Annotated in this window: 11 protein-coding genes; 6 read left to right on the top strand and 5 right to left on the bottom strand. The window is 73.8% G+C overall.

Annotated elements, in window-relative coordinates:
- Positions 1–122 precede the first annotated feature (122 nt).
- Positions 123–818: a DUF1775 domain-containing protein gene (locus tag EV385_RS00365; RefSeq protein ID WP_242624612.1), complete on the bottom strand. Its 696-nt coding sequence runs from the start codon at positions 816–818 to the stop codon at positions 123–125.
- A gap of 185 nt (positions 819–1,003) precedes the next feature.
- On the opposite strand from EV385_RS00365, the gene EV385_RS00370 reads away from it, so the two are divergent.
- A complete protein-coding gene (locus EV385_RS00370; protein WP_242624613.1) occupies positions 1,004–1,699 on the top strand; it encodes a GNAT family N-acetyltransferase in 696 nt (231 codons plus the stop codon).
- 6 nt (positions 1,700–1,705) lie between these two features.
- Here the strand turns inward: EV385_RS00370 and EV385_RS00375 are convergent, their stop codons facing one another.
- Positions 1,706–2,641, bottom strand: coding sequence for an FAD-dependent oxidoreductase (locus tag EV385_RS00375; RefSeq protein ID WP_130507623.1), 936 nt, complete (start codon positions 2,639–2,641; stop codon positions 1,706–1,708).
- A 95-nt stretch (positions 2,642–2,736) separates the two neighbouring features.
- Here EV385_RS00375 and EV385_RS00380 point away from each other — a divergent pair, with 95 nt between their 5' ends.
- Positions 2,737–3,027 (top strand): YiaA/YiaB family inner membrane protein, encoded by a 291-nt coding sequence (locus EV385_RS00380; protein WP_130507624.1) that lies wholly within the window; start codon positions 2,737–2,739, stop codon positions 3,025–3,027.
- Here the strand turns inward: EV385_RS00380 and EV385_RS00385 are convergent.
- From EV385_RS00385 to EV385_RS00395, 3 genes are all read right to left on the bottom strand, one after another.
- Positions 3,024–3,449, bottom strand: a complete 426-nt coding sequence (locus EV385_RS00385) for a DUF1810 domain-containing protein (RefSeq protein WP_130507625.1) — start codon at positions 3,447–3,449, stop codon at positions 3,024–3,026. The two genes, EV385_RS00380 and EV385_RS00385, sit on opposite strands and share 4 nt — an antisense overlap.
- A gap of 10 nt (positions 3,450–3,459) precedes the next feature.
- On the bottom strand, positions 3,460–4,809 hold the full coding sequence (locus EV385_RS00390; protein ID WP_242624614.1) for a PP2C family protein-serine/threonine phosphatase: 1,350 nt from the start codon (positions 4,807–4,809) through the stop codon (positions 3,460–3,462).
- 177 nt (positions 4,810–4,986) lie between these two features.
- On the bottom strand, positions 4,987–5,301 hold the full coding sequence (locus EV385_RS00395) for a type II toxin-antitoxin system PemK/MazF family toxin (RefSeq protein WP_130507627.1): 315 nt from the start codon (positions 5,299–5,301) through the stop codon (positions 4,987–4,989).
- A 452-nt stretch (positions 5,302–5,753) separates the two neighbouring features.
- On the opposite strand from EV385_RS00395, the gene EV385_RS00400 reads away from it, so the two are divergent.
- The 4 genes from EV385_RS00400 to gndA all read left to right on the top strand — a co-directional run bounded on the left by EV385_RS00400 (position 5,754) and on the right by gndA (position 12,068).
- Positions 5,754–7,361: a glycosyltransferase family 2 protein gene (locus EV385_RS00400; RefSeq protein WP_130507628.1), complete on the top strand. Its 1,608-nt coding sequence runs from the start codon at positions 5,754–5,756 to the stop codon at positions 7,359–7,361.
- Between the two features lie 120 nt (positions 7,362–7,481).
- Entirely contained in the window at positions 7,482–8,288 is an 807-nt protein-coding gene (locus EV385_RS00405; RefSeq protein ID WP_130507629.1) for an HlyD family secretion protein, read from the top strand.
- On the top strand, positions 8,285–10,447 hold the full coding sequence (locus EV385_RS00410; RefSeq protein WP_242624615.1) for a glycosyl hydrolase: 2,163 nt from the start codon (positions 8,285–8,287) through the stop codon (positions 10,445–10,447). The genes EV385_RS00405 and EV385_RS00410 overlap by 4 nt, the downstream gene beginning before the upstream one ends.
- Before the next feature lie 190 nt (positions 10,448–10,637).
- Complete coding sequence (gene gndA, locus EV385_RS00415) at positions 10,638–12,068, top strand: NADP-dependent phosphogluconate dehydrogenase (protein WP_130507630.1); 1,431 nt, start codon at positions 10,638–10,640, stop codon at positions 12,066–12,068.
- Positions 12,069–12,087: the final 19 nt, after the last annotated feature.

Consider the following 12,087-nt stretch of genomic DNA (forward strand, 5'->3'; position numbering starts at 1 on the left):
CAGCCGCCAGCCCCGGTCCGGGTCTGCGCCACGGGCCGCCTGGAACACCACCCGGGTGCCGTCCGGCGACAGCGACGGACACTCGACGTTCGCGGCGATCGGGCGCACCGTACGCGTGACAGTCAGCTGGCGTCGCCGCGCCGCCGGTACGCGAAGACCGCGCCGCCCGCGACGACGACCGCGACGACCAGGGCGGGCCAGATCCACCAGGTCGAGCTGCTGCGCCCGGCCGGGTCCGCCGCCGGGATGCTCGGCGAGGCCGCCACCGCGGTGGCCCCGTCCGGCGCCGACGCGGTGGGGGCCGGGCCGCTGGGGGCCGGGCCGCTGGGGGCCGATGCGCTGGGGGCCGGGGCACTGCCGGTGGCCGACTTCGGCGCGGGCTGCAGGGTCAGCAGCGGCGCCGGGTGCTCCGGCTCCTCCGCACCCGGCTCCTGGATCTCGATCCACCGGTCGACCGAGCCGTCGCTGTAGCTCTCCAACGTCCGGAACGACAGCCGGGTCTCGCCGTCCGGCAGCTTGGCGATCTTGACCTTCCACTCGGCGTCCTTGCCGACCGGCAGGGCCTTGCCGCCGACGGTGAAGCCGTCCGGGGTCGCCTGGTACGTCCACCCGCTCGGCGCCTTGACCAGCGACACGTCGGCCGGGGCGATGCCCTTGGGCAGTACCACCCGCTCGTTGACGATCCCGGCCTTGCTCGACTCCGCCTCGCCGTGGAAGGTGAGTGTCACGTCGGTGGCGCCGGCCTGCTTCTTGTCGGCGCTGACCTCCACGTGGGCGAGCGCCGGACCGGCAACACCCGCCACGGCAACGCCGACCATGGCACAAACCGTCATCAACCGGGATCCGTTGCGCACCCGAGGGACCGCCTTCCTGAGTTCGTGCGGTCCCCAGGGCCGGGACCACCAATCAGACTGTCGGCGGCCGGCACGGAAAAGTTCCGGCGAGTTTGCTCACCACCGGCCGAAGCGTGAACCCGGCGGGGCGGGCTCCGTAGAGTCACGTCGTGACCCAGCCCCGGATCGAGGACGCCGTACTGGACAACCCGGTGTGGGCCGCGCTGCGCGGCCCGCAGGCCCACCTCGCCGAGGTGCGCGGCCGCGCCGGCCGCTACCCGGCGGACGTGGCGCCGTTCCACGGGGCCGCCGACCTGACCGACCCGGCGGCCTGGGCCGACCTCGCCCGGCTGACCGGACCCGAGGCGGAGGTGTTCGTGGCGGGCCTCCGGCTGGCCCCGCCGCCGGGCTGGGCGACCACCTTCACGCTGCCCGGCGTCCAGCTGGTCGACGCCGGGATGGCGGCCGACGACGATCCCGAGGCGGTCGTGCTGAGCACAGCGGACGTGCCCGACATGCTCGACCTGGCCGCCCGGACCAGGCCCGGACCGTTCCGGTCCCGTTCCCTCGCGATGGGCCGCTTCGTGGGGCTGCGCCGCGACGGGGCGCTCATCGCCATGGCCGGTGAACGGCTGCGCCCGCCCGGCTGGACGGAGATCACCGCGGTCTGCACCGACCCGGCCCACCGGGGTCAGGGTCTCGCGGCGCGGCTGGTGCGGGCGGTCGCCGCCGGAATCCGGCAGCGCGGCGACACCGCGTTCCTGCACGCGGCCGCGGACAACACGAACGCGATCCGGCTCTACGAGAAGCTGGGCTTCGCGCTGCGCACGCCCGTGACGTTCGCGGGCCTGCGCTCCCCGGCCTGACGCCGGTCAGGCCGGCAGGGCCAGCGCGGCGATCTCGTCGGCGCAACCCCACGACAGCGTCATCCCGGCACCGCCATGACCGTACGCGTGCACCACCGTCCCCAGCGGAAAGTCCTGTGCCACCACCCGGGGGCCACCCCGCCGGGTCGGGCGCAGACCGACCCGCTCCCCCACCACCGGCGCGCCGGCCAGTTCCGGCACCAGCGCGACGCACCGGGCCAGGATCGCCTCGCTGACCGCCGGGTCGGGCCGGGTGTCCCACTCGTCGACGTCCCACGTGCCACCGAGGACCACGTCGTGTGCGCGTGGGTGCACATAGGTGCCCGGGTCGCCCGCGGCGCGCACGGAGGTGTCCAGGCCGGGATTGGCGACCAGGACGACCTGCCCGCGCGCCGGGCACAGCGCCGGGTCGCCGCACAGGCGGGCCGCGCCCAGTCCCGTGGCGTTCACCACGACCGGCGCCTCCACCAGGGCCTCGTCGAGGTGCCGGACGCCGCGCCGGACGATCCGGCCGCCCGCGTCCACGAAGCGCTGCCGCAGCCACGGCAGGTAGCTGCCCATGTCGGCCAGGGGCGCCACGAACCGGATCTCCCGGGTCCACGGCGGCTGCGCCGGACCGGAGGTCACCTGCCCGGCGGCGGGCGCCCACCACGGTGGGCCGGTGTCCGGGCCGCACTCCAGGTTGCGGGTGGCACGCAGCATCACCCCGGGCACCCCGGCGTCGGCCTGCCGGCTGAACTCCGCGTACGTGGCGGTGGCCCAGGCGAGCACGCGCGGGCCGCCGTCGATGCGGACGGGATACCAGACGGCCGCGGCGACCGCGGAGGTGGTAGCCGCGGGGTCGTCGGGCGACCACAGCGCGACCGTGGCGCCGCGTTCACGTAGCCGCACCGCGGCCGTCAGCCCGATGATGCCGCCGCCCAGCACGATGACGTCCGCCATCCGCCCATGCTGCCGTATCCCGGTCCCGGGTACGCAACCGTGTTGAGTACCCGGACTCAGTCGCGGGGGCCGCGCGGCGGACCAGACTCCCCGTCATGGAAACGAACTCCCAGAGCAAGTCCACCCCGGCGTTCTTCGTTCAGGCCGCGGCCTCGTTCGGACTCTCGATGGTCGCGGTGAGCGTCGGCATCGTGTACCTGCCCGTCGGCGCGTGGATCCGCGCGTTCCTCGCCGTCGGCATGCTGTACCTGGTGACCTCGGCGTTCACCCTGGCCAAGGTCGTACGCGACCAGCAGGAGAGCAGCACGGTGGTGCGCCGCGTCGACCAGGCCCGCATCGACCAGCTGCTGACCGGCCACGACCCGTTCAAGGTGCCGACGCCCTAACCCGTCTGACCGAGCAGGTCCAGGGTGCGCTGGTCCGGCGCGCCGTCGTAGAAGCGGTCCAGCACCGCCTGGAACGGCCGCGGGTCGTCGGCCGCCCGCGCGAACAGGGTCATCGAGGAGCGCAACTTCAGGTCGTCGGGGTAGCCGAGGATCTGGGTGGCGGTGCGGCCCTCGACGGCCAGCAGGGCACGGGCGCACTCGGCCAGGCGGGGACCCAGCACGGGATCGGCCAGGTACGCGCGGGCCTCGTCGAGCGAGGCGATCGCGTACCGCTGCGCGGTGGGGCTGTTTCCCAGCCCGGCCAGTTGCGGGAAGACGAACCACATCCAGTGGCCGCGCTTGGCGCCGGCACGCAGCTCGGCCAGCGCACCGGCGTACACGTCTCGTTGCGCGGCCGTGAACCGTGCCAGGTCATGACCCACACCGGCGACGTTACCGGGTCGGCCCCGAGACTATCTGCGGCGTGGCGAATCGGCGCAGATCCCGGGTGAGGCCGGTGAGCGGCCGGATGGCCAGGATGCAGGTGTCGTCCTCGGGGTTGGGCCGGCGGAACCGGTCGAAGAGCTGGATCAGCGGGTGGGTGGAGGAGGCCGCCACGGCCTCGTCCACAGTGGCGATCACCGCCTGCAGCCCCTCGTCGAGGCTGCGCTGCCGGTCCTCGATCAGCCCGTCGGTGTAGAACAGCAGCATGTCGCCGAAGTCGAGCTCCAGCGTGGCGTTGACGTAGCGGGCGTCCTCGACCACCCCCAGCACCGGGCCGGGCGGGCGCTCCAGCGCCGCCGCGCGCTTGGCGTGGCTGAACACCGGCGGCGGGTGCCCGGCCTGCGCCCAGGTGAGCACCCGTCGCTGCGGTTCGTAGCGGGCGATGACCGCGGTCGCGGAGATCTCCGGGTTCTCCCGCTCCAGGTCGCAGGTGAGCCGGTTCAGGTGGCCGAGCAGTCGCGCCGGGTCCGTGGTGGTCACGGCCAGGGCGCGCAGCGCATGCCGCAGCTGGGCCATGAACGTCGCCGCGGGGGTGCCGTGCCCGGCGACGTCGCCGACCGCCAGCAGCACCGAGCCGTCGGGCAGCGCCGCCGCGTGGTACCAGTCGCCGCCGACCCGGCTCTGCTGGCCCGCCGGCAGGTAGCGCACCGCGACCCGCAGTCCGGGCAGCTCGATCGGCCCCTCCGGGATGGGCAGGATGATGTGCTGTAGCCGGACCGCCATCTCGTGCTCGGCGGCCAGGTCGCGGCGGTGCTCGGCGAGTTCGCGTTCCATCTCGGCAAGGCGCAGCTCGGTGCTGGCCTCCCGGTCCGGCGGGGCGGGCGCGTCGTGGCGTAGCCACGTCATCAGCAGCCCGTCGCCGAGGCGGTGCACCCGCACCGAGTACCGGCCGCCGGTGTGGTCGAACGGGCCGACCGTGGCCGGCTCACCACTGTCGAGGACGTGCTGGTAGATCGGCCACCGGTCGCTGGCCAGGGTCTGCGGGGAGTACAGGGCGGCGCGGGTGCCGACGAGCTGGGCGCCGCGCCGCCCGCCCGGGCTGACCGCCTCGGGGGTGACCGCGGCGACGACCAGATCCGCGAGACGGCCGGAGCGGTCGCGTACCGGGGCGAGGAACGCGGCGGCGCCCGGGATGGCGTCGAGCACCTGCTGGACCGTGGCCAGCCACGGCTCGCGGCGGCGCACCGCGGCGACGCCGACGGCGGCCCGGTCGAGGGTCGCGCGCGGCGGCTCCGCGGCCGGGTGCCAGCCAGCTGACCTGGTGTCCGCCGGCCCGGCGTACGTGTGAGCGCCTCTCATGCCCCTCCTGCCTCGGTGGTATCGGCTTATTGCATACGCCTGCGCGGACCTCGCCGACATCCCCCTTTCACGCAAGCACGGTCGACCTGCGGTGGGTCCTCGGCGCCGATCACCCAACCGGGCGACGGATCGGGCAGCCCGATCGGGCGGGCGGGGCCGGATCTGGCGGGCGGGCGCTCAGATCTCGAAGAGCTCGCGCATGGCTTCGGCAAGCCGGGCCATGCTGGCTCCGGTCACCATGCCGATGCGCTCCGCGCCGACGGCGGCGGGCAGCCGGCGCATCCGGTTGACCACGACCACGCCGGTGATGGGGTCCTGCTCCGTGAGGGCCACGGCATACGGCGGCAGCTGGGTGGCGCCCCGCTGGCGCACGATGGGCGCGCAGAACGGCGAGGCATTGCCGCGTTCGTTGTAGCTGTCCGCGGAGAGAACGAGGACGCGGTAGCGCAGGTCGGTGCGGTTGCCGATGGTCCAGATCTCGCCGCGCTTCATCGCGGCCCGGTCCCGGCGGCCATGCCGGTGAGCGTACCGCCGGGCAGATCTTCGGGTTGCGCTGGCCCGCCCGGGGCGGGCGGATCACAGTTCGGCGGGCATTCGATTAAGGGCATGTTTCGAGTACGCGGAAACTGTGTTCCAACCCCTGGGAGCCCCGTGTTAGCTGCCTCACGAGCGACGACCAGCACATCGTGAAAATTTGTTACTCGTCGGTTCGGTTTAACGTCAATGTCAGCGACGAACTCGCTGCTCATCGGCCGGTCCGCGATGGACGGTGCGAACTCGACGGTGCCTTTGTTCACGCGCTCGAAAACAGGCTGAATAGATCGATCAATGTCACCTGAAAGAAATGTGTGTCGCACCGCTCGCGAATGCGCGGAGATTCCTGTTCGCTGGTTGGTGGCGCACGAACCCCCGGGCGCCCCTCCCGATGTCCCAGGAGCTTCGACATGCCGGCCCCATCAGCACCCCCGAGCCGCCCCGGCGCCGCACTGGCCTGGCGGCCGCTGCAGCGCTCCACCCGGGTGGCGATCATCGGCGCGCTGGTCGCCACGGTCTTCTATCAGCTGTTCCTGCTGAACCCGGCCTACCGCGGACCTACCTGGCTGTGGCTGGCGATGCTGACCGCCGAGGGACTCACGGCGCTGCACCTGATCGGCACCTGGTGGACGATCCTCGCCCACGACGACCGCAGCGAGCCCGTGGACGTCACGGTCTGGCGAAACCGGCTGCGGGCGGGCGCCGAGGTTCCCTCGATCGACGTCTTCATCACCGCGTACGGCGAGGAGCCGGAGCTGGTGCGGCGCACCGTGCGCGCGGCGCTGGCCATGGACCTGCCGCACCGGACGTACCTGCTCGACGACGGTGACAGCGACGAGCTGCGCGACATCGCCGCCGCCGAGGGCGCGGGCTACTTCCGCCGCCCGGGCGGGCAGCACGCCAAGGCGGGCAACGTCAACGCCGGCCTGGCCCGGACCGACGGCGAGTTCGCGGTCATCTTCGACGCCGACCACGTGCCCGAGCCGGGGTTCCTGCTCAGCGTGCTGCCGCACTTCGTCGACCCGGACGTGGCGTTCGTGCAGTCGCCGCAGTCGTACACCAACCACGTGAATCTCGTGGCGACCGGCTCCGCCGAGGCGCAGCGCATCTTCTACGAGCTGGTCTGCCCGGGCAAGAACCACTTCAACGCGGCCTTCTGCGTCGGCACCAACGTCATGTTCCGGCGCGCGGCGCTCGACGAGATCGGCGGCATCTGGACCGGCAGCAACTCCGAGGACATCTGGACCTCGATCGAGCTGCACAAACGCGGCTGGACGTCGATCTACGTGCCGCAGGTGCTGGCCCGGGGGCTGGCGCCCTACGACGTGTCGTCGTACCTCAAGCAGCAGTTGCGCTGGGCCAGCGGCGGCTTCGAGATCCTGCTGCGCGGAAGGCTGTTCAAGCGCGGCTCCGGCCTGACCCTGGATCAGCGGCTGCAGTACCTGTTCTGCGGCACGCACTACCTGCTGTCGCTGGCGATGATGACCTTCATGCTGTTCCCGGCGCTGTACCTGCTGTTCGCGCTGAGCCCCATCCGGGCGGACGGTTTCGTGTGGGCCACCCACTACCTGCCCTTCCAGGCGATGGTGCTGCTGGTGACGTGGCTGCAGTCCGGCGGGTTCAAACCCTCGGCGATCGTGGCCAGCATCGGCGCGGCGCCGGTGCACCTGCGGGCACTGTGGGCGGTGGTGCGCAACAAACCCGCGACGTGGAAGGTGACGAACTCGGCCGGCACGGGTACCCGATCCCTGTGGGCGGTCATGCCCCACGTCGCTCTGCTCGTACTCAATGTCACCGCGATCACGGTCGGCCTGATCGTCATGGCCGACCCGCCGCCGACCTGGCTCTCCGTCGGGTGGGCCACGATGATCGTCCTGATTCTCGGCCGCATGATCCTCGAATCGGTGACCGGCGGGCGCATCCGGCATGCGCCGCCGCCCCCGGCGCCCGCCCTTCCCCGGCAGACCGGTGTGAGCAGCGCGAACACCCCCGTGCCGGCCGGCGTGAGCGCCGCCTGAGACGCCCCGGGCGGCAGCGCCGCCACCCGGGGTCCCACCCCCTCCCCCGAGCGGCGCCCGCGGGCCGCCGTTCACCCGACACCCGGCCGGGCCGCTCGTCCGGCCAAGAAGGACGTTGTCATGAGCACGATCATCAGCGACACCGGACTCGATCAGACCCCCGTCGCCGAGGACGCCGCCACCGAGAACGCCGAACCGAGCGAAACCGGGGCTCCGCCGCCCACCGGCCCGCGCCGGCCACGCCTGTGGCATGCCCTGCGGGTGATCCGCACCATCGTCGTGGTGCTGATCCTGCTGGCCGCGGCCGGGATCGGTGGCACCCACCTCGTCCGGCAGCGCCTCGCCGACCGGGCGTTCGTGGACGTGGGCACGGCCGTGCTGAACGCCGAGCCCATCCCGGTCGGCTCCGCCGCCGCAGGCATCGTCGAGCACGTGTACGTGCAGGACGGCTCCGCCGTCGCGGGCGGTGCGCGGCTGGCCAGCCTCGCCGTCACCACCACCCCGGGCAGCCCGCCCCGGATCGAGGAGCTGCGCGCCCCGGCCACCGGCCTGGTGAGTGAGATCAACGTGGCGCAGGGCCAGGTGGCGCGCGGCGGCGAGCCCGTCGTCACCCTCTACGACCCGGCCGCGATGTCCTTCGTGGTCGAGGTGCCCGCGCAGGTCCTGCGCCGGTTGCGGCTCGGCATGACCGCCTACGTGGACGGTCCGGGCCTGCCCGGCCGGATCACCACCACGCTGGACCGGGTGGAGCCCAAGGTGACCGCGGCGGCGGCGCCCACCGACACCGCCGGCCTGATCACGGTGGTGCTCAAACCCGCGCAGGACGACCTGGACACGGTCCGGACCCTGGTGCCGGGCCTGCGCTTCGACGTGGTCGTGGACACCACGACCGCGGTCGGTCACACCCCGGCGGTGAACAGCGCGTGAGCCGCCGCCTGCTCACCGCGATCCTGGCGCTCGGCCTGCTGACCGCCTGCACCGCCGACCGCGGCACCGCGCGCCGCGGCCCCTCGCCGGGCGTGGCGGCCGTCGGACCGGTCACCGAGGCGGCCGCGGACACCCGGGTCGCCGTGCCCGGCGGCACCGGTCGCGGCAGCGTGGCCGCGACGCTGCCAGGCGCGGCGACGCCGGGCAAGGCCCCGGCCCAGGCGGGCGAGCTGCACGGGCGGGCCCTGCCGACGAACCAGTGGTGGAGCTCGGCGCTGACCGGCCCGGGCACCCAGCCGATGTGGGCGCACCCGCTGGCCGCCCGGGTGACCGGCGACGGGGTACAGCTCAGCAGCGCCCCGGTCACGGCCAGCGCGAACGCCATCACCACGCCGTTCGTCCCGGCACTGGGCACCGACGCCGCCGGCGCCACCAGCGTCGTCGGATACGGGGCGTTCCACGTCGTGCTGCGCGTCGCCCTGGCCGGTGGCGGCACGGTGGAGCTGACCGTGGCGTCCGGCAGCCCGGTCGCCTGGCTGCGGTTCCGGGGCACCACCGCCCGGCTGAGCGCGGGAGGCGCCGTCCGCGACGTGGGCAGCAGCGGCGGGCTCGCCCGGCTGGACATCGCCGGGCAGCGCTGGGACGTGGTCGGCTCGGGCCTCACGCTGTCCGGTGGCACCCTCACCGCGAAGGACCCGCAGGTCGCGGTGGCCCGGGTGCCCGACGGGGCGGACGCGGCGAGCTGGGAGAAGGCCGTCACGGCCGCCGCCGAACCGGTGGTGGACACCAGCGCGGCGATGGCGTACGACGCCGGGTCCGGGACGGTCACCCAGACCCTCACGGCCACCCGGGCGTCCGGCCGGGGCGGGCTGTGGGCGCTGCTGCCGCACCAGCGCGCGGGCCTGGTGACCGGCCCGGCACCGCTGGCCGGTACGTACCCCGACGCCCGGGGCACCCTCTCGCTCGTCGAGGCCGACCGGGTGCGGGTCCGGGTGCCACTGCCCGGACTGCTCACCGGCGTACCGCGGGTGGACGTCGGTACGCGGGAACGCCGCGCCGTCCTCGCCGACCTCGACCGCGACCTGGCCGACAAGCCCGGGGCGGGCGGCAGCTACTTCGGACTCAAGGAGCTGGGGCGGCTCGCCTCGATCGCGGAGGTGGCCCAGGCGATCGGGGCGACCGGCCAGCGGCAGGCCGCGCTGGGGCGGCTGGCGCCGCAACTCGTCGACTGGCTGACCTACTCCGGGCCGGCCGACGCCCGGTATCTCGGCTACGACCGGAGCTGGGGCGGCCTGATCGCCGTCCCGGCCGAGTTCGGCAGCCAGGACTACAACGACCACCACTTCCAGTACGGCTACCTGGTCCGCGCCGCCGCCGTCCTGGCGGCGGCCGACCCCGGCTTCGCCCGCGACTACGGCGGGGTCGTCGACCTCCTCGTCCAGGACTTCGCGGGGAGCCGGGCGGTGCCCAAGGCCGGGGGCGGGTTCCCGCCGTTCCGCTCGTTCAACGCCTACCTCGGCAGCTCGGCCGCGTCCGGCTTCGCGCCATTCGCGGACGGCAACAACCAGGAGTCGTCCAGCGAGGCGGTGGCCGCGTGGGAGGCGGTGACCCGCTGGGGCCAGGTGCGCGGCGACGCGGCGCTGACCGATTTCGGCGCCACCCACTACGCCATGGAGGCGGCCACCGCGCGCCTGTACTGGCTCGGGGAAAACCTGGAACGACCGGCCGGGTACGCGCACACCCCGGCGGGCATCGTCTGGGACGCGAAGGTGGACTACGCGACGTGGTTCGACCCGCGACCCGAGTCGGTGGTGGGCATCCAGCTGCTGCCGCTGACCTTCGGGTCGCTGTACCGGGCGTCGCCCACGGCCGCCGCCGCCCGCGACCAGGAGCTGCGGGCGGCGGTGGGCGGACCGCCGCGAATCTGGGGCGACCTGTTCGCCGCCGACCTGGCGGTGGCCGACCCGGAGGCCGCCCGGGCGCGGCTCGACGCGGGCGTCTCGCGCGAGCCGGGCACCAGCCGCGGCCTGGTCCGCTACTACGTGGCCGCGCTGGCCGAGCTGGGCGCGCCCCAGCCGGGCGTCGTGACCCCGCTCGGCAGCCTCGCCTTCGGCAGCGTCGCGCACCCGCGCCAAGTGAGCGCGGGCCCCGGCGGCTGATCGGGCCGCCCCGCCCGGCCCGGCCCCCCGCTCGGGCCGGGCGCGGCGGTCCACCAGGCGGGCAGACTCGAACTGTGGGCGCGGCTGACACGTAAGAATGAGCGTGTCCCGACGCACCGGCGTCGAGTGGCCTGCGAGCAGCCCGGAGTCAGTGTCGGTGTCCGGGCGCTCGCGCGGAGGAAGGACGTTCATGACGGAGAAGGCTCAGATCGGCGTAACCGGCCTGGCGGTGATGGGGCGCAACCTGGCCCGCAACTTCGCCCGCCACGGCCACACGGTCGCCGTGCACAACCGCAGCTATGGCCGGACGAAGGAACTCGTCGAGGAGTTCGGCCACGAGGGGACGTTTCTGCCCGCGGAGAGTGCCGAGGAGTTCGTGGCGAGCCTGGAGCGCCCCCGGCGCGTGGTGATCATGGTGAAGGCGGGCAAGCCGACCGATGCCGTGATCGACGAGTTCGCGCCGCTGCTGGAGCCCGGCGACATGATCATCGACGCGGGCAACGCGCACTTCGCCGACACCCGCCGCCGGGAGGCCGCGCTGAAGGAGCGCGGGCTGCACTTCGTCGGCACCGGCGTCTCCGGCGGCGAGGAGGGCGCCCTGCACGGCCCGAGCATCATGCCCGGCGGCTCCCCGGAGTCGTACGCGGCGCTGGGCCCGCTGCTGGAGGACATCGCGGCCAAGGTCGACGGCGAGCCGTGCTGCGTGCACGTCGGCCCGGACGGCGCGGGGCATTTCGTCAAGATGGTGCACAACGGCATCGAGTACGCCGACATGCAGCTCATCGCCGAGGCGTACGACCTGCTCCGGCGGGCCGGCGGGCACTCGCCAGCCGAGATCGCGGAGGTCTTCCGGGGCTGGAACGCGGGAAGGCTCGGGTCGTACCTGATCGAGATCACCGCCGAGGTACTCAGCCAGACCGACGCCGAGACCGGCAAGCCGTTCGTCGACGTGGTGGTCGACCAGGCCGAACAGAAGGGCACCGGCCGGTGGACCGTCCAGGCCGCCCTGGATCTCGGGGTGCCGGTCAGCGGCATCGCCGAGGCGGTGTTCGCCCGCGCGCTCTCCGGTGACCCGGCGGTGCGCCAGGCGGCCGCCGGGCTGCCCGGCCCGTCCGCGACGGCCGGTGCGGGCGGCGCCGACCTGCAGGCCGACGTCGAGCAGGCGCTGTTCGCCTCCAAGATCGTCGCGTACGCGCAGGGCTTCCAGCAGATCCAGGCCGCCAGCACCGAGTACGGCTGGGACATCGACCCCGGCGACATGGCGAAGATCTGGCGCGACGGCTGCATCATCCGCGCCAAGTTCCTCGACTACATCCGCAAGGCGTACGACAAGCAGCCCGGCCTGGCCAGCCTGCTGGTCGACGACTACTTCCTGGACGCCGTCGCGGGCGCCCAGGACGCCTGGCGGCGGGTGGTGGCCACGGCCGCGCAGCAGGGCATCCCGGCGCCCGGCTTCGCGTCGGCGCTGGCGTACTACGACGGCCTGCGTGCCGAACGGCTGCCCGCGGCGCTGATCCAGGGCCAGCGTGACTTCTTCGGCGCGCACACCTACCACCGCGTCGACAAGCCCGGCGCGTTCCACACGCTGTGGGCGGGCGACCGCAACGAGGTACCGGCCTGAGCCCGGACGTCCGGCCCGC

This window comes from Krasilnikovia cinnamomea (assembly GCF_004217545.1).
GTDB lineage: Bacteria > Actinomycetota > Actinomycetes > Mycobacteriales > Micromonosporaceae > Actinoplanes > Actinoplanes cinnamomeus.

Excerpts from the sequence above, each read along its gene's own strand:
- EV385_RS00390 (WP_242624614.1), bottom strand. The coding sequence starts at position 4,809 with ATGAGAGGCGCTCACACGTACGCCGGGCCGGCGGACACCAGGTCAGCT.
- EV385_RS00395 (WP_130507627.1), bottom strand. The coding sequence starts at position 5,301 with ATGAAGCGCGGCGAGATCTGGACCATCGGCAACCGCACCGACCTGCGC.
- gndA (WP_130507630.1), top strand. The coding sequence starts at position 10,638 with ATGACGGAGAAGGCTCAGATCGGCGTAACCGGCCTGGCGGTGATGGGG.
- EV385_RS00405 (WP_130507629.1), top strand. The coding sequence starts at position 7,482 with ATGAGCACGATCATCAGCGACACCGGACTCGATCAGACCCCCGTCGCC.
- EV385_RS00380 (WP_130507624.1), top strand. The coding sequence starts at position 2,737 with ATGGAAACGAACTCCCAGAGCAAGTCCACCCCGGCGTTCTTCGTTCAG.
- EV385_RS00400 (WP_130507628.1), top strand. The coding sequence starts at position 5,754 with ATGCCGGCCCCATCAGCACCCCCGAGCCGCCCCGGCGCCGCACTGGCC.
- EV385_RS00375 (WP_130507623.1), bottom strand. The coding sequence starts at position 2,641 with ATGGCGGACGTCATCGTGCTGGGCGGCGGCATCATCGGGCTGACGGCC.
- EV385_RS00365 (WP_242624612.1), bottom strand. The coding sequence starts at position 818 with ATGGTCGGCGTTGCCGTGGCGGGTGTTGCCGGTCCGGCGCTCGCCCAC.